General features: G+C 58.6%; 16 protein-coding genes. 8 read left to right on the top strand and 8 right to left on the bottom strand.

What is annotated here, in order from left to right:
• Positions 1-420 carry a PaaI family thioesterase gene (locus ACR0JX_RS00785; protein ID WP_480540552.1) on the bottom strand — a complete coding sequence of 140 codons (420 nt, stop codon included), beginning with the start codon at positions 418-420 and terminating at the stop codon, positions 1-3.
• A 113-nt stretch (positions 421-533) separates the two neighbouring features.
• On the opposite strand from ACR0JX_RS00785, the gene ACR0JX_RS00780 reads away from it, so the two are divergent.
• The 7 genes from ACR0JX_RS00780 to ACR0JX_RS00750 all read left to right on the top strand — a co-directional run bounded on the left by ACR0JX_RS00780 (position 534) and on the right by ACR0JX_RS00750 (position 8,054).
• Positions 534-902, top strand: coding sequence for a MerR family transcriptional regulator (locus ACR0JX_RS00780; RefSeq protein WP_170532005.1), 369 nt, complete (start codon positions 534-536; stop codon positions 900-902).
• A 266-nt stretch (positions 903-1,168) separates the two neighbouring features.
• Entirely contained in the window at positions 1,169-1,570 is a 402-nt protein-coding gene (locus ACR0JX_RS00775) for a MerR family transcriptional regulator (protein ID WP_170532003.1), read from the top strand.
• 45 nt (positions 1,571-1,615) lie between these two features.
• A complete protein-coding gene (locus ACR0JX_RS00770) occupies positions 1,616-3,397 on the top strand; it encodes an acyl-CoA dehydrogenase C-terminal domain-containing protein (protein WP_480540549.1) in 1,782 nt (593 codons plus the stop codon).
• Positions 3,398-3,510: 113 nt separating this feature from the next.
• Positions 3,511-4,149, top strand: a complete 639-nt coding sequence (locus ACR0JX_RS00765) for a glutathione S-transferase family protein (protein ID WP_480540547.1) — start codon at positions 3,511-3,513, stop codon at positions 4,147-4,149.
• 11 nt (positions 4,150-4,160) lie between these two features.
• Positions 4,161-5,372, top strand: coding sequence for an acetyl-CoA C-acetyltransferase (locus tag ACR0JX_RS00760; RefSeq protein WP_480540545.1), 1,212 nt, complete (start codon positions 4,161-4,163; stop codon positions 5,370-5,372).
• The gene (locus ACR0JX_RS00755; protein WP_480540543.1) at positions 5,372-5,860 is read left to right on the top strand and encodes a cupin domain-containing protein; all 489 of its coding nucleotides are present in this window, start codon (positions 5,372-5,374) and stop codon (positions 5,858-5,860) included. Before ACR0JX_RS00760 ends, ACR0JX_RS00755 begins: the two co-directional genes overlap by 1 nt.
• Positions 5,853-8,054 carry a 3-hydroxyacyl-CoA dehydrogenase NAD-binding domain-containing protein gene (locus ACR0JX_RS00750; RefSeq protein WP_480540541.1) on the top strand — a complete coding sequence of 734 codons (2,202 nt, stop codon included), beginning with the start codon at positions 5,853-5,855 and terminating at the stop codon, positions 8,052-8,054. Before ACR0JX_RS00755 ends, ACR0JX_RS00750 begins: the two co-directional genes overlap by 8 nt.
• A 54-nt stretch (positions 8,055-8,108) precedes the next feature.
• On the opposite strand, the gene ACR0JX_RS00745 is transcribed toward ACR0JX_RS00750, so the two are convergent.
• The 3 genes from ACR0JX_RS00745 to ACR0JX_RS00735 all read right to left on the bottom strand — a co-directional run bounded on the left by ACR0JX_RS00745 (position 8,109) and on the right by ACR0JX_RS00735 (position 10,649).
• The gene (locus tag ACR0JX_RS00745; protein ID WP_480540539.1) at positions 8,109-8,882 is read right to left on the bottom strand and encodes a Hint domain-containing protein; all 774 of its coding nucleotides are present in this window, start codon (positions 8,880-8,882) and stop codon (positions 8,109-8,111) included.
• 178 nt (positions 8,883-9,060) lie between these two features.
• The gene (locus ACR0JX_RS00740; RefSeq protein WP_480540538.1) at positions 9,061-9,717 is read right to left on the bottom strand and encodes a sulfotransferase family 2 domain-containing protein; all 657 of its coding nucleotides are present in this window, start codon (positions 9,715-9,717) and stop codon (positions 9,061-9,063) included.
• The gene (locus ACR0JX_RS00735) at positions 9,714-10,649 is read right to left on the bottom strand and encodes a DMT family transporter (RefSeq protein WP_480540536.1); all 936 of its coding nucleotides are present in this window, start codon (positions 10,647-10,649) and stop codon (positions 9,714-9,716) included. The genes ACR0JX_RS00740 and ACR0JX_RS00735 overlap by 4 nt, the downstream gene beginning before the upstream one ends.
• A 128-nt stretch (positions 10,650-10,777) precedes the next feature.
• Here ACR0JX_RS00735 and ACR0JX_RS00730 point away from each other — a divergent pair, with 128 nt between their 5' ends.
• Positions 10,778-11,791 (top strand): hypothetical protein, encoded by a 1,014-nt coding sequence (locus ACR0JX_RS00730; RefSeq protein ID WP_480540534.1) that lies wholly within the window; start codon positions 10,778-10,780, stop codon positions 11,789-11,791.
• 6 nt (positions 11,792-11,797) lie between these two features.
• Here ACR0JX_RS00730 and upp read toward each other — a convergent pair whose 3' ends face one another.
• From upp to ACR0JX_RS00710, 4 genes are read right to left on the bottom strand one after another with little or no spacing between them, the layout of a single operon-like run.
• Positions 11,798-12,430 (bottom strand): uracil phosphoribosyltransferase, encoded by a 633-nt coding sequence (gene upp / locus ACR0JX_RS00725; RefSeq protein ID WP_170531985.1) that lies wholly within the window; start codon positions 12,428-12,430, stop codon positions 11,798-11,800.
• Entirely contained in the window at positions 12,427-13,413 is a 987-nt protein-coding gene (locus ACR0JX_RS00720; RefSeq protein WP_480540531.1) for an adenosine deaminase, read from the bottom strand. The genes upp and ACR0JX_RS00720 overlap by 4 nt, the downstream gene beginning before the upstream one ends.
• Entirely contained in the window at positions 13,410-14,621 is a 1,212-nt protein-coding gene (locus tag ACR0JX_RS00715) for a phosphopentomutase (protein WP_480540529.1), read from the bottom strand. Before ACR0JX_RS00715 ends, ACR0JX_RS00720 begins: the two co-directional genes overlap by 4 nt.
• The gene (locus ACR0JX_RS00710) at positions 14,618-15,925 is read right to left on the bottom strand and encodes a thymidine phosphorylase (RefSeq protein ID WP_480540528.1); all 1,308 of its coding nucleotides are present in this window, start codon (positions 15,923-15,925) and stop codon (positions 14,618-14,620) included. Before ACR0JX_RS00710 ends, ACR0JX_RS00715 begins: the two co-directional genes overlap by 4 nt.
• Position 15,926 lies beyond the last annotated feature (1 nt).

Genomic DNA, 15,926 nt, shown 5'->3' with positions numbered 1-15,926 from the left:
TTATTTGCCCTCAACCGTGAACGAGCCCGAAGCGGTTGCTACAGGTCGGTCGTGATCATCATCCATGGCCGTTGCACGCACAAACGCCACATTGCGAGTGATGTGATAGCAGCTGGCCCGCGCGGTGATCGTCTGGCCCGGAGTCGCTGCGCGCATGTAGTCGATCCTCAGATTGATCGTTGCTGTCCCACCGGGCGAGGACGGATGGCTCATGACCGCAGCACCGCAACAAGTATCCAAAATGGTCGAAATTGCCCCCCCGTGAATCACTCCTGTTCTGGGGTCGCCAATAAGGTCGGTATTGTAAGGCATGGTGATTTCGGCCTCACCCGCGCCAATCTGGGTCAACTCCAAACCGATGGCCCGCGCATGGGGGATCGCTTCGATAAACTGGCGGGCTAGAACTGTCTTGTCGACCATTTGCTAACTTCCTATCGTGACGCCCCTTTATGATCCGTAGAAATTGCAAAGGGCAAGCCCACCTGTTGCGCTTGACGTGGCAAGGACGTAGGTTGCCGTGGAGGAGACCAGGAATGTCCGACAACCGTTTGTCATTCAAAGAGATGTGCGCGGAATTCGACGTGACGCCGCGCACCCTGCGTTACTACGAGTATATCGAGCTGCTGCAGCCAGACCGCGAAGGGCGGTCCCGATTTTACGGCCCTCGCGAATGCGCCCGGATGACGCTGATCATGCGCGGTCGCAAGTTTGGTTTCCCTCTGGAAGAAATTCGCCAATGGCTGCTGATCTATGAAGATCAAGGCAATCAGGCGCAGATGGCCGCCTTTGTTGAAATGGCTGACCGACAGATGGATGAACTGCGTCAACAACGCAAACAGCTGGACGAAGCGATGGATGCGCTTAAGCAGTTGCGGGATCAAACTGCGAATTCCATTTCCTGAATTTCGCCACCCTTGAATCGATCTGTTGCGCCTCAAGACGTGGTCCGCATGTCAGGATCACATTCGGTTTTTTCGGCCCGATTGATCCGATTCCAGCCTGACGTAACGGAAATAAAATTGCGATCCAGCGCCTTTACGTGTTTGGATGTTACGTCAACTTTGAAGTGACGCAGCGTCGGGATTACGTAAACGTCATTCTCATGTTGTAAAGCAGGCGACGACTACGCAACTCGTGTCTCATGACACCAGTGACGAGAGTATGACGAATGACCGAAGATCTTATGACCATCCGCGAGATGTGCGGGACCTATGATGTCACACCGCGTACTTTGCGGTTCTACGAAGCCAAAGAACTGCTGTTCCCGATCCGCGAGGGTCAGAAACGCTTGTTCACCAAACGCGACCGCGCACGGCTGAAACTGATCCTGCGTGGGAAGCGGTTCGGCTTTAGCCTGGAAGAAATTCGGCAACTTCTGGATTTGTACCATGTGGGTGATCAACAGCTGACCCAGATGTCGCGCACCTACGAGATTGCGTGTGAACGTCTCGCCGACATGGAATCACGCCGCGAAGAGCTAACGCAGGCGATTGACGATCTGAAAGAACAATTGCGTTGGGGAGAGAAAGTCATCTCTTCAATGAAACAAGACAAGAAGGCGGCCGAGTAACATCGACCGCCTATCACCCGGACATCTGAATTAAGGGAGCTTCACATGCCCGTTTACAACGCGCCAACCAAAGACACGCAGTTCATCCTGCACGACGTTCTGAAAGTCTCGCAGTCGGATATCCCCGGCTATGACGAACTGGAAGCCGAGTTTACCGGCGCCGTTCTGGAAGAAGCCGGCAAGGTTGCCACCAATGTTTTGCATCCGTTGAACGTGGTGGGTGACACCGAAGGATGCCGGTTGGAAAACGGGATTGTGTACACGCCCACCGGGTTCAAAGACGCCTTCGAGCAAGTAAAGGAAGGTGGCTGGACTGGCCTCGACATGCCGGAAGAGTATGGCGGCCAGAACATGCCTTATGTCATCGGCACCGCAGTAGGTGAGATGTTCTCGGGCGCAAACCAAGCGTTTGTGATGTATCAAGGCCTGACCCATGGCGCGGCCTCGGCTATTCTGGCCCATGGGTCGGAAGAGCAGAAAAACACCTATCTGCCCAACATGGTAAGCTGCGAATGGACCGGTACCATGAACCTGACCGAACCGCATTGCGGCACCGACCTGGGCCTGATGCGCACCAAGGCGGAACCGCAGGGCGACGGCAGCTATAAGATTTCCGGCCAGAAGATCTTTATCTCGGCGGGCGATCACGACATGGCCGATAACGTCATCCATCTGGTCTTGGCCAAAATCCCCGGTGGCCCCGAGGGGATCAAGGGCGTATCGCTGTTCATCGTGCCGAAATTCATAGTGAACGAAGACGGCACTCCGGGTGAGCGCAACGGTGTTTCGGTCGGCAAGATCGAAGAAAAGATGGGCATCCACGGCAACTCGACCTGCGTCATGAACTATGACGAAGCCACCGGCTGGCTGCTGGGCGAGGAGCACAAAGGCATGCGCGCCATGTTCACCATGATGAACGAAGCGCGTCTGGGTGTGGGCATGCAAGGCTTGTCGCAGGCCGAAGCTGCGTATCAGAACGCTGTGGAATACGCCAAAGACCGCCTTCAGGGCCGCGACGTAACCGGTGTGAAGAACCCGGACGGCCCCGCCGATCCGCTGATCGTTCACCCCGACATCCGCCGCAACCTGATGGATCAGAAAAGCTTCACTGAGGGCGCGCGTGCGTTCATCTTGTGGGGCGCGACCATGATCGACAAGGCGCACCGTTCAGGTGACAAAGATGCGGACGGGCTGATCTCGCTGCTGACCCCGGTCATCAAGGGCTTCCTGACGGACGAAGGTTACGACATGACCGTTCAGGCGCAGCAGGTCTATGGCGGCCATGGCTACATCGAAGAATGGGGCATGTCGCAATATACCCGCGATGCCCGTATCGCGATGATCTACGAAGGCGCAAACGGCGTTCAAGCGCTGGATCTTGTGGGCCGGAAACTGGCGCAGGATGGCGGTAAACACGTCATGGCGTTCTTCGATATGGTCAAATCCTTCTGCAAGGAAAACGCAGGCCAGAACGAAGCCTATGACAAAGCCTTCATCGAACCGCTGAAAGCCGCGTCCAAGGATCTGCAGGCCGCTGGCATGTACTTCATGCAGGAGGGCATGAAAAATCCGAACAACGCGCTGTCTGGGTCTTATGACTTCATGCACATGTTCGGTCATGTTTGCCTGGGCCTGATGTGGGCGCAGATGGCGAAGGCTGCTCAAGATGCGCTGGACGGTGGGGCCTCGGACAAAGAGTTTTACGAGACCAAGATCAACACCGGCCGTTTCTACATGGCCCGCCGCCTGCCCGCGACCGCCATGCATCTGGCTCGCATCCAGACCGGCGCCGACACTGTAATGGCACTGGACGCGGTGAACTTCTGATCTCAATCTGGTCCTTGGACTCTGACCCGAGGACCAGATGACCCCAAGCTCCGCCGGATTGCCCGGGGAACGGATCAGGATAACGTGCAACATGCCTTGGGAGGGGCGCTCGCATGACCATAAAACTGCACTGCTTCGGTGAAAGCGGCAATTCGTATAAGGCTGCTTTGGCGCTGGAAATGTCTGGCCTTGAGTGGGAGCCGGTCTTTGTCGATTTCTTCAAAGGCGTCACCCGCAGCCCCGAGTTCCGCTCGGACGTCAATGTAATGGGCGAAGCGCCCTTCCTGATCGACGGTGATTTCAAAACCTCCCAATCTGGTGCGATTCAGGCTTATGTCACCGAAAAATCCGGCAAGTTCGGCGGTAAGACACGTGAAGAGAACTACGACATTCTGCGCTGGGTGCTGTGGGACAACCACAAGCTCAGTTCGATGGCGGGCGTGACCCGTTTTCTGATCAATTTCCTCCCCGAAGAACACCGCAATGCCGATGTGATTGCCTTCAACCAAGGTCGTCTGAAAGCGGCCTACGATGTTCTGAACACTCACCTTGAGGGCCGCGACTGGATTGTTGGGGACGGCGTGACCAACGCCGATCTCAGCTGCTGCGGCTACCTCTACTATCCCGAACCATTCGGCTTTGACCGTGCCGACTGGCCCAATATCGATGCCTGGCTAACTCGCCTGTCCGAGCGGCCCGGCTGGAAACACCCCTATGACCTGATGCCCGGCAACCCGTCGGATCGAGCTTAAGGAGAAGACCCATGACCGAAGCTTACATTTATGACGCCCTGCGCACACCGCGCGGCAAGGGTCGCAAGGATGGCAGCCTGCACGAAGTGACCTCGGTGCGCCTGTCCGCCCTGACCCTGAACGCGATCAAGGAACGCAACAACCTCGAAGGCCACGCCGTTGAGGATGTGATCTGGGGCAACGTCACCCAGGTGATGGAGCAAGGCGGCTGTCTGGCGCGCTCAGCAGTTCTGGCCTCTGACCTCGATCAGTCGATCCCCGGTCTGGCGATCAACCGGTTCTGTGCCTCGGGCATGGAAGCCGTGAACCTTGCCGCGAACCAGGTCAAAGGCGGCGCGGGCGAAGCCTACATCGCAGGCGGTGTCGAGATGATGGGCCGCGTGGCCATGGGCAGCGACGGTGCGGCGATTGCTGTAGACCCGACGCTGGCAATGGACACCTACTTTGTGCCGCAGGGCATCTCGGCCGACATCATCGCGACCGAGTATGGGTTCACCCGCGACGATGCCGATGCGCTGGCCGTTGAGTCTCAGAAACGCGCGGCTGCGGCTTGGGAAGATAACCGGTTCGAGAAGTCGGTCATCACCATCAAAGACCAGAACGGCCTAACCATTCTGGATCGCGACGAATACATGCGCCCCGGTACCGACATGCAAAGCCTGGGCGCGTTGAACCCGTCCTTCCAGATGATGGGCGAGCAGATGCCCGGCTTCGACAAAGTCGCGATGCTAAAATACCCGCATCTGGAGCGGATCAACCACATCCACCACGCGGGCAACAGCTCGGGCATCGTGGACGGTTCGGCCGCTGTTCTGATCGGCAACAAGGAATTCGGCGAGAAATACGGCCTCAAGCCGCGCGCGCGCATCAAGGCGACCGCGAAGATCGGCACCGACCCGACCATCATGCTGACCGGCCCGGTTCCGGTGACCGAGAAGATCCTTGCCGACAACGGCATGAAGATCAGCGATCTGGACCTGTTCGAAGTGAACGAAGCCTTCGCTTCGGTGGTGCTGCGCTTCCAGCAAGCTTTCGACGTCGATCCGGCGCTGGTAAACGTCAACGGCGGCTCGATCGCGATGGGTCACCCGCTGGGTGCTACCGGTGCGATGATCATCGGCACGCTGCTGGATGAGTTGGAGCGTCAGGACAAAGAAACCGGTCTGGCAACGCTCTGCATCGCGTCCGGCATGGGTGCGGCAACCATTATCGAGCGGGTCTGATGCCCAAGCTGGATCTTTCTCAAATCCCGTTTCGGGGTGGTTCGGGTTATCCCGGCAAGCTGGCAAAGGCTGGCGATGGACGCTTTGTCCAGCCTGTCGGAGATGCCGGAGGACTGTCCCAATATGGCGTCAACATCGTGCGGTTGGAGCCGGAGGGCCTGTCTTCATTGCGCCATTACCATATGGAGCAGGACGAGTTTGCCATCATGCTCAGCGGCGAATGCGTGCTGATCGATGATGATGGCGAACACCAGATGCTGCCCGGTGACTGCGCCGCTTGGCCTGCAGGTGAGGCCAACGGCCATCACCTTGTGAACAGAACCGATGCGCCCGCGACCTTTCTGGTGGTGGGCACACGGACCCCGACCGAGACCGGCTATTACAGCGACATAGACATGATGGTGAAGTTTGATGCCGACGGCTTTCGCTTTACCCGCAAAGATGGCAGCCCGCTGACGGCTGACCAGATTGGAGATGACAATGACTGATTTCACTCTGACCAAAGACGCAGACGGCGTCGCATTCATCACCTGGGACGCTCAGGGCAAATCCATGAACGTCATGACACGTGAGGCGTTCCAGCTGGTCAGCGCTCTGGTTGATCAAGCTCTGGAAGATGACGAAGTCAAAGGCATCGTGATCACCAGCGGTAAGGAAGGATCCTTTGCCGGTGGCATGGACCTAAGCACACTGGCGACTATCCGTCAGGAAGCCGGGGACGAACCGGCACAGGCCCTGTTTGATTTCGTCATGGGCGGCCACCACATCCTGCGCAAGCTGGAACTGGCAGGCATGGACTTCAAAACCAAAAAAGGCGGTAAGCCCGTGGCTTGTGCCATCAATGGCACCTGTGCCGGGATCGGGACTGAGATCGCGCTGGCCTGTCACCACCGCGTCATGACCACCAACCCCAAGTCCAAGATCGGCCTACCCGAGATTCTGCTGGGCATCTTCCCCGGTGGCGGCGGCACCATGCGCTATAGCCGTATGGTTGGTGCGATGGCGGCGGCCCCTGTCCTGCTGGAAGGCAAGATGATGGACCCGGCCAAAGCCAAAGGTGCACAGCTGGTCGATGCCGTATCGGACGATCCGGTCGCAGCAGCCAAAGAATGGGTTCTGAACGCCAAGGATGCCGACCTGGTGAAACCTTGGGACGCGAAGGGCTACAAAATGCCTGGAGGCGCGCCCTATCACCCGGCTGGCTTCATGACCTTTGTCGGCGCAAACGCCATGGTGCACGGTAAAACCCAAGGCGCGTTCCCAGCGGCCAAGGCGCTGCTGAGCTCGATCTACGAAGGTGCGTTGGTCGACTTCGACACCGCCCTGAAGATCGAGGCGCGCTGGTTCACCAATGTGCTGATGAACCCCTCGTCCTCGGCCATGATCCGGTCGCTGTTCCTGAACAAGGAAGCGCTGGAGAAAGGTGCAGTACGTCCGAAGGATGTGCCAGATCAGCGCGTCAAGAAAATCGGCGTTCTGGGTGCAGGCATGATGGGTGCCGGGATCGCGCTGGTGTCGGCGCAGGCCGGGATGGAGGTTGTGCTGATCGACCGCGATCAGGAGGCTGCGGATAAAGGCAAGGCCTATACCGAGACCTATCTGGACAAGGGTATCAAACGCGGCAAGGTCACGGCGGAGAAGAAAGAGGCCATGCTGGGCCTGATCACCGCGACCCCTGATCTGGATCACCTCAAAGGCTGTGATCTGATCATCGAGGCCGTGTTCGAAGACCCCGGCGTCAAGGCTGAGATGACCAAGAAGGTCGAGGCAATCATCCCAGAGGATTGCATCTTTGCCTCGAACACCTCGACCCTACCGATCACCGATCTGGCGAAAGCCTCCGTTCGGCCCGAGCAGTTCATCGGCATCCACTTCTTCTCACCGGTGGAGAAAATGTTCCTGGTCGAGATCATCAAAGGCAAGGAAACCGGTGATCGCGCCGTCGCCAAGGCGCTGGACTATGTGCGCCAGATCCGCAAGACGCCCATCGTGGTCAACGATGCGCGCTTTTTCTACGCCAACCGCTGTATCATTCCTTATATCAACGAAGGCCTGCGAATGATCACCGAGGGCGTGAGCCCCGTGCTGATCGACAATGCCGCACGTCAGTTGGGCTTCCCTGTCGGACCAATCCAACTGAACGACGAGACATCGATTGATCTGGGGGCCAAGATTGCACGTGCCACCAAGGCAGCGATGGGCAATGCCTACCCGGAAAATCCGGGCGACGATCTGATCTTCTGGATGGAGGAAGAGGGTCGTCTGGGACGCAAGGCCAATGCCGGTTTCTTCGACTATGACGAAAAAGGCAAACGTGTCGAATACTGGAAGGGTCTGGCCGAGAAATACCCGCATTCCGAAGATCAGCCCGACCTGATCGAAGTGCAAGAGCGTCTGATGTTCGCCCAGGTTCTCGAAGCGGTCCGTGCGCTGGAAGAAGGCGTTCTGGAAGACATCCGCGAAGGCGATGTTGGCGCCATTCTGGCCTGGGGCTTTGCGCCGTGGTCGGGCGGCCCGCTCAGCTGGTTGGACATCATCGGCACGCCTTACGCGGCCGAGCGTTGCGATCAGCTGGCCGAGGCCTATGGCGAACGCTTTGCCTGCCCGCCTTTGCTGCGTGAAATGGCGGAAAAAGGTCAGACCTTCTACGCCCGGTTCGACCCCGAAGCAAAAGCAGCTTAAACAATAAAGATACAGGCGCGGACACCCGCGCCTGTGTCTTGCTTAGTGCTGGATTTAAATCCGCCATTCGGACCGCAAGAATAGAACCGGTGAGTTCGGTCTACCCGGGCGCCCCGGGCGCCGCAGCCCTGCAGGCGGGCGGATCGGGAAAATCGGGTCCTGCGGGATTGGCGCAGGCAAAGCACCCAACGGGTTCGCCAGAACCGAAACGTCTCCTCTGACGGCAATCGAAGCGATCAGTGCCGCTGCCGCTGCATCTTCAGCGACCTGATAGGGCGCTTGCTCTCGTGCCGCGCCCATGCCGAAACGCCCTGCCGGGCAATAGGCCTGCAAGCCGCCTTCGATAAAGATCACCTCATCCGTGTCAAAGAACAGCGTGGTCACCTGAAACGATGACCCCGGCACCTGTGATGACATCCGGCAGGAGCCATTCAACAGCCGTGCGGGAATGACCGATACGCCATCTGCCTCCGGATCAAGCTTGGCAAGATCAATGGCCATACCCTGTTCAGGCATCAACCAGACAGGCCGACCGTTATAGGCTGCACGCGCGGGAACAAAGATCGGCACATAATCGGCGCGGGTCTCATCGGCAGGAATGACGACGCAACAGGTCGAAACCCGACGCACTTCGCGAAACCCGTTGTCCAGCGTTCGGACCAAATCGCCTACAGCGATGCGTTCGATCAGTTTCCAACCGCTTGTGGTCGCAACCTTGGTACCATGCAACAGGCCCCCACGGCGGGCGTTTACGGCCTGATCAAGGTTGTTGTGATCAGCCTCAACAGGCTGATCCGAGAACTCAGAAAAACTCACTACTTCTAACACGTGCCCTACCCCCTTTGGCACAAACCAACACTGCATTATGGGTAGCACGGAAAATGTCAGGGCGACTTATTTCTGACATATTTACGCCCAATTCGGGCCATTTAAGGCGGGTTCCGCGCGGACTTCTTACACAAAATCGGCACTGACATCGCTTTTGGTTCAGGTTTGGAAACGCAAGCTATGCTAAGGCATCGAACTGATATCCGAATCTCTGAATATCTTCTGCACAGGCCCGTGCCACCGCTTCACGCGTCTTCGCCACGTAGTATTGGCAGTAGTCTCGGTCCCGATCAGACCTGTTGAGATGCGGCAAAGTTAGTTCGAACCCAAGATGATCGACCAAGCACTGCGCATCATCTCGGAAATACTCAAGGCGGATGAAGGCGTCACACTTCTCGATCCCGTTGGACATGGTGACATATGTGCGGGCCGGGTTGTGGTGAAAGGTTCTGAGCGTGGCAGGGTGCAACACGAAACCCTCAAAATCCAGCTCTTGCGCGCGGGCGACATCCGGGTGATCAAAGCTCTGTGTCCGCAGCCAATGGTAGTAGCTGACAATCCGATCCCACGGATTGCGGACCAAGGTAAACACAAACATACCCTCGATAGCCTGCGTCGACAAAACCCCGTCGACATCGGCCAAGGTGGAATGCTTCCACAATCGCCCCTGTGCGTTCAGTGACTTTACCCGACGTCTGCGTTTGATTGCCTTGGGCGTATCCCCAAGCAGGATATCGTCCTTCATCGCCCGCTGCTCCAGTGCCAGCGCAAGAGAGGTTCCCCCGGTCTTGGGCATATGCACAAACACATATCGGCGCCCAGTCGAGATGATCATGCGATCTCCTGCTCGGCCTGCATGCGGCTGGATCGCCAACCCAACAGAACCCCTGCTGAAGCAATCAACCCGATCCCGGCGACCTGCATTGCGCCGATCGATTGCCCCAATGCGACCCAGGCAAACAGCGGACCGAACACCATCACCGAGTATTCAAAAACCGCCACAAAAGATGGCTCACCCACCTGATAGGCTTTGATCAGCATGAACACGGCAACTGTCGATCCTATTGCCTGCACCAACAACCATGGGATGGCAGGCTGGAACTCTCTGACAATACCGCGGGTGACGAATCCTTCGGCACCTTCAGATGTGGCAACCGGAAAGGCCGTCAAGAACGCCATACCGATGGCGCCCGCCAGCCCCAGCGTGATCACCATATTGGCCAGCAATGCCACAGTGCTTTCGTCGGAACACAACTGGCGCGTGGTGATCGAGCTGAGTGCATAAAGCAGCCCGCCCAGAATAGGCATCAGGGTTCTGAAATCAAAATCCGTCGGGCTGGGTTGAAGCACGCACAAGATGCCGATGAATCCGAACATCACAGCCGCGATGCGCCACCGACCAATATGTTGTTTCAACCCCAGCGCCGTGATCAGCAGCACAAAAATCGGCGCGCTGAACAGCCCGGCCAAGGCCTGTGCGATTGGCATCAAAGCTAAAGAGCCAAAGTAAAACAGCATGGCCAAGGTGATCAAAACACTGCGCAATATGACAGGCCCCCAGCGTTTGGGCCTAAGCGTGCCAAACCCGATCAGGGACAAGCCCGCAATCAGCGGCAGCATCAGAAGGGCACGGCTTAGGTGGAACTGCCACAGGCCGATTGTGTCGGCTAAAAGGATCACCACATTGTCAATGACCCCGATGATCGCCATCGCCCCTAGCATGAGTGTAGCGGCCAGTACCGGTGCGTTTCTTTTCCCTGCCTGCATAGTGCTGACGATCCCCTTCCATGCCCCGCCATCCAGCACAATTGAACACGCGGGCGCAACACGTTTGCGCCGTGCCTTTGTGGCGTGTTAAGCTTCGGCAAAACAAATTTCGAGCAGACCCAACCCAGATGACGGCCCTGAAACAGTACCAGCGGATCGAAGCCACCGGTCTGTGGCGCCCCTCGCCCGATGAGCAACGGCGCGAGGTTGTTGTGTCTATCGGAGAGGCCACGCTGACGATCTCGGATTTCAATGATCGCGCCTTGACGCATTGGTCATTGGCGGCATTGGAGCGGCAGAACCCTGGGACATATCCGGCGATATTTAACCCCGACGGCGACCCGGATGAAACGCTGGAACTGGCCGAGAGCGAAAAAACGATGCTTGAAGCCATCGACCGGCTACAACGCGCCATCGACCGGGCCCGCCCGCATCCTGGGCGGTTGCGTTGGCTCAGCGTGGGCGGGGTTGTTGCGGCTGTTCTGGCGGTGATGCTGCTGTGGCTACCGGGCGCGTTGCAAAGCCATGTTGTCTCGGTCGTGCCCGAGGTTAAACGTCAGGAGATCGGAGAGACAATCCTGAAACGGATCGAACGTGTTTCGGGCCGCGCTTGTACCTCACGCGATGCGCAGGCCTCGCTGGACCGGCTGGCAAAGCGGACCGGGGTGCGGCAGATCATCATTCTGCCCGCCGGTGTTCAGGACAGCCTGAGCCTGCCGGGCGGGACAGTTTTGTTGAACCGAGCCCTGGTCGAAGATCATGAAGACCCGGCTGTGGCCGCCGGATATATCATCGCCGAGCGTTCCCGTTCTGCGCAGCAGGACCCGCTGGATGATTTGCTGGACCGCACCGGTGCAACCTCGGCCTTTCGTCTGCTGACGACCGGAGGTCTGACACCGCAGATCGTCGATACTTATACCGAACAGGTTCTGTCTGAACCGCGCCCTTCTGTGACGGACGAGGATTTGTTGGCGATGTTCGCACAAGCCGCCCTGCCCTCGACCCCCTACGCTTATGCGCGCGACATTACCGGCGAAACAGTGTTGGGGCTGATCGAGGCAGACCCAATGGCCGGGCGGACGTTGGAACAGGTGTTGCCGGACCGTGATTGGGTCCAGCTTCAAAACATCTGCGGCGGATAAGCGGGCCTATTTGGTCCCGAACATCCGATCCCCGGCGTCCCCAAGTCCGGGCATGATATAGCCTTTGGAATTCAGCTCACGATCCAGCGCGGCGGTTACGATATGCACGTCCGGATGTGCTTCTTTCATACGCGCAACGCCTTCCGGTGCAGCCAGCAGGCAAAGGAAACGGATATCCGTGGCACCGGCCTCTTTCAGTAGATCAATCGCAGCGGCAGAGCTATTGCCTGTGGCCAACATCGGGTCCACCGCGATGACCAGACGATCCTTCAGGCCTTCAGGTGCTTTGAAGTAGTATTGCACGGGCTTCAACGTCTCTTCATCCCGGTAAAGACCCACAAACCCGACGCGGGCCGACGGGATCAGCTCCAGGACCCCATCCAGCATCCCATTGCCCGCGCGCAAGATCGAAACCAGCGCCAGCTTCTTTCCAGCCAGAATGGGGGCGTCCATCTCCTCCATCGGTGTTTCGATATGGCGGGTGGTCAGCTTAAGCTCTCGCGTGACCTCATAGGCCAACAACAAGGTGATTTCGCGCAGCAACTGCCGGAACACCGCGGTCGAGGTGCCCTTGTCCCGCATGAGCGTCAGTTTGTGTTGCACCAGTGGGTGGTCGACGATGGTCAGGTGATCGCTCATGTGGTCTCCAGTCTTTTCTTGACCCGCGCGCGGGTGTCTTCATCGCAAAACGCGGCGTTCAGGGCGGTTTCGTTCAAGGCGGCGAAATCATCGGCGCCCCAACCAAACGCTGCGTTCAGCATCTCATATTCGCGCCGCATGGTCGTGTGAAAAAACGGCGGGTCGTCTGTAGACACGGTGACGTTCACACCTGCATTGCGCAAGCGCGCAATCGGGTGTGCAGCGAAGTCCGGGAACAGACCCAGCACCACATTCGATCCGGGGCAGACCTCAAGCGTGATACCCCGATCCACCAATTCGTGAACCAGATCAGGGTCTTCGATAGCACGCACGCCATGGCCAATGCGCTCGACACCAAGGTCCCGCACCGCATCGCGGACGCTCTGGGGCCCGCCGAATTCGCCCGCATGCGTGGTCAAGCGTAGACCCGCCTCACCCGCACAATCGAAGGCCCATTTGAAATCACCCTGAGTGCCTACGGATTCGTTGCCACCCATTCCAAAGCCGGTGATCCAATCGCCAGCGGTTTCCGCCGCGCAATACGCGCTGCGCTTGGCCTTGTCGGGTCCGAAATGGCGCACACAGGTGACCACCCCGCGCAGGGTGATACCAAACTTGCGCTCGGCCTCGTCTGATGCGTCCTGAATGGCTGTCAGATAGTCGCGCCAAGCGTGAATATCACCACCCCCACAGAAATCGGGACTGAGGAAAGTTTCAGAATACACCACCCCATTTGCAGCGCTCTCTTCAAGGATTGCCAGCGTCAGGCGACGAAAATCCTCGGGCGTTTTCAGGACCTCACAGGCCGCTTCATAAACGCTCAGGAAATGAGCAAAGTCTCGAAAATCGTAACTGCCATCGGGTTTGAAAATCCCGCTCAGATCAATGCGCTTTTCATGCGCCAGCTGCCGGATAAAGGCCGGTGGGGCGGCACCTTCATGGTGCAGGTGCAGTTCGATCTTGGGAAGGTCAGCGACAGTCATAGAAAGCTCTTTCCCGGCCCTTGCGCCGGTACGTTCAGATGATGGGCGATGCTGGCGGCGACATCAGCGAAACTGATTTGGCCGATCTGACCCGCACCTGCCCCGGCAACAAGCACCGGAACCTGTTCCCGAGTGTGGTCTGTGCCGATCCAACTTGGATCATTGCCGTGATCCGCAGTCAGCAGCAGTAGGTCACCCGGGCGCAGCTTTTGCAGGATTGTGCCAATCTCGCGGTCGAACCATTCCAGCGCCCGCGCATAGCCGCTGATGTCTCGGCGGTGACCATACAGGCTGTCGAACTCGACAAAATTGGCGAAGGTCAGACTACTCTCTTCAGCTTCTTCCACCAGATCCGACAAATGCCCCATCAAGTCCGCATCCGACCCTTTGCACAGCGTATCGATCCCCTGCATCGAAAAGATGTCACCGATTTTGCCAACCGCGTGCACACGGCGACCCGCATCCTGCACCCAATTGGTCAGCACCGGCGCAGGCGGCAGGATGGCAAAATCCTTGCGGTTGGGGGTACGGCTGAACCCGTTTTCAGGTGAGCCAACAAAGGGCCGCGCGATAACCCGCCCCACTTTCATTTCATGCAGGCGCGGCGCAAGCGCCTTACACATGTCCAACAGACGATCCAGGCCAAAGCTTTCTTCATGCGCGGCGATCTGGAACACGCTGTCGGCCGAGGTGTAGCAGATCGGCCAACCGCTCCGCATATGCTCGGCCCCCAAATCCGCAATGATCGCGGTTCCTGAGGCATGGCAATCGCCCAGAATACCCTCGGTCCCTGCGGCCTCGGCGGCGGCGCGGCTGAGATCAGGCGGAAAGGCCGGTTGCGTATCCGGGAAGAAATGCCAATCCCAAGGGACCGGCAGGCCGGCGAGCTCCCAATGGCCTGAGGGTGTGTCCTTGCCCGGTGAAAGCTCTCGCGCGCAACCCCACAGGCCGATCGGGTGCGCGTTCAAACCCGGTGTCGCATCGCCCGAGGCCAGACGCACTGCAGCGCCCAATCCCAGCGCATCCAGATTGGGTAGGTTCAGCGGCCCGGTTCGCCCGTCTTCAGCCAGACCTTGCGCGCAAGCCTGGGCGATATGTGCAACCGTATTTGCACCGGTATCCGGCACGTCGCCATTGTAGAACCGCTCGGCATCGGGCGCGCCACCGATGCCAACCGAGTCCATTACGATCAGAAACACCCGGCTCATGCCGTGATCCTTTCGTGCACAAGATCAGGTGGGGCGGTCGGTGCGTCTTGGATCTGAATAGCCGCCAGCACACGCTCGGTAGCTTGCCGCGCGGCATCCTCTCGGGCCGCATGAATGGCGACAAGCGGGGTGCCTTTCGTCACCTTGTCGCCCAAACGCACGATGTTTGACAGGCCAACGGCGGGGTCGATCACATCGCTTTCGACCTGACGGCCCCCGCCCAGAGCGACAACTGCAAGGCCCAAAGCCTCGCCATCAATGGCCGAGATGTATCCGTCCTTCGGCGCCGGGACTTCGCTTATGACGCTGGCCTCGGGCAGGAAACGTGACCAAGTTTCGACGAACTGCAGTGGGCCTCCCACCGCTGCCATCATACGACCGAACCGCTCAGCCGCGCGTCCATCGCGAATGGTATTGGCGATCTGGTCCCGGCCCTGTTCGGCGGTTTCGCACATCCCTGCATCCGCCAGCAATACACCGCCCAGTTCCGCAGAAATCTCAGCCAAGGGTGAGGCGGCATCACCGGTCAGAACCTTCATCACCTCAGCCACTTCAAGCGCATTGCCCAATGACGGGGCCAAAGGCTGGTTCATGTCCGTAATCACGGCGGAGGTCCGGCACCCTGCGGCATTGGCAGTTTCGGTCAGGGCGGTGGCCAGTGCGCGGGCCTCTTCGAGCGTTTTCATAAACGCGCCGCTGCCGACTTTGACGTCCAGCACCAAGGCATCCGGGCTGGCCGCCAATTTCTTGGACAGAATCGAAGCGGTGATCAGATCAAGGCTTTCTACCGTCGCAGTCACATCACGGATGGCATAAAGCCGTTTATCTGCGGGCGCGATCTGCCCCGTCGCACCGACAATTGCGGCACCTGTTTCTTGCAAAATCTGAGCCAGACGGTCCTGCCCGATCTGCGTGGTAACGCCGGGTATCGCCTCTAGCTTATCCAGCGTGCCCCCCGTATGGCCCAAACCGCGCCCCGAAATCATCGGGACATAGGCCCCGCACTCTGCCAATGCCGGGGCAAGCACCAGACTGACGCAATCGCCCACGCCACCGGTTGAGTGTTTGTCGATCACCGGACCATCGACATCCCAGCTGAGCACATCGCCGCTATCGCGCATTGCAACAGTCAGATCAGCGCGACCCCGGGCACCTAGACCGCCCATGCAGACGGCCATCGCAAAGGCACCCGCCTGCGCGTCACTGACAGCACGATCGGCGAGGCCTTGTGCGAACCAGTTCAGCTCCTCAGCCGATGGCACCTCGGTCCGACGCAATTTGGCGATGATCGAGCGGGCATCCATC

The sequence above is a fragment of the Ruegeria sp. AH7 genome (assembly GCF_056541325.1).
Note: the sequence above shows the minus strand (reverse complement) of the source record. Positions and strands in the feature narration are given on the sequence as shown.

Excerpts from the sequence above, each read along its gene's own strand:
- ACR0JX_RS00785 (WP_480540552.1), bottom strand. The coding sequence starts at position 420 with ATGGTCGACAAGACAGTTCTAGCCCGCCAGTTTATCGAAGCGATCCCC.
- ACR0JX_RS00780 (WP_170532005.1), top strand. The coding sequence starts at position 534 with ATGTCCGACAACCGTTTGTCATTCAAAGAGATGTGCGCGGAATTCGAC.
- ACR0JX_RS00775 (WP_170532003.1), top strand. The coding sequence starts at position 1,169 with ATGACCGAAGATCTTATGACCATCCGCGAGATGTGCGGGACCTATGAT.
- ACR0JX_RS00770 (WP_480540549.1), top strand. The coding sequence starts at position 1,616 with ATGCCCGTTTACAACGCGCCAACCAAAGACACGCAGTTCATCCTGCAC.
- ACR0JX_RS00765 (WP_480540547.1), top strand. The coding sequence starts at position 3,511 with ATGACCATAAAACTGCACTGCTTCGGTGAAAGCGGCAATTCGTATAAG.
- ACR0JX_RS00760 (WP_480540545.1), top strand. The coding sequence starts at position 4,161 with ATGACCGAAGCTTACATTTATGACGCCCTGCGCACACCGCGCGGCAAG.
- ACR0JX_RS00755 (WP_480540543.1), top strand. The coding sequence starts at position 5,372 with ATGCCCAAGCTGGATCTTTCTCAAATCCCGTTTCGGGGTGGTTCGGGT.
- ACR0JX_RS00750 (WP_480540541.1), top strand. The coding sequence starts at position 5,853 with ATGACTGATTTCACTCTGACCAAAGACGCAGACGGCGTCGCATTCATC.
- ACR0JX_RS00740 (WP_480540538.1), bottom strand. The coding sequence starts at position 9,717 with ATGATCATCTCGACTGGGCGCCGATATGTGTTTGTGCATATGCCCAAG.
- ACR0JX_RS00735 (WP_480540536.1), bottom strand. The coding sequence starts at position 10,649 with ATGCAGGCAGGGAAAAGAAACGCACCGGTACTGGCCGCTACACTCATG.
- ACR0JX_RS00730 (WP_480540534.1), top strand. The coding sequence starts at position 10,778 with ATGACGGCCCTGAAACAGTACCAGCGGATCGAAGCCACCGGTCTGTGG.
- upp (WP_170531985.1), bottom strand. The coding sequence starts at position 12,430 with ATGAGCGATCACCTGACCATCGTCGACCACCCACTGGTGCAACACAAA.
- ACR0JX_RS00720 (WP_480540531.1), bottom strand. The coding sequence starts at position 13,413 with ATGACTGTCGCTGACCTTCCCAAGATCGAACTGCACCTGCACCATGAA.
- ACR0JX_RS00715 (WP_480540529.1), bottom strand. The coding sequence starts at position 14,621 with ATGAGCCGGGTGTTTCTGATCGTAATGGACTCGGTTGGCATCGGTGGC.
- ACR0JX_RS00710 (WP_480540528.1), bottom strand. The coding sequence starts at position 15,925 with ATGGATGCCCGCTCGATCATCGCCAAATTGCGTCGGACCGAGGTGCCA.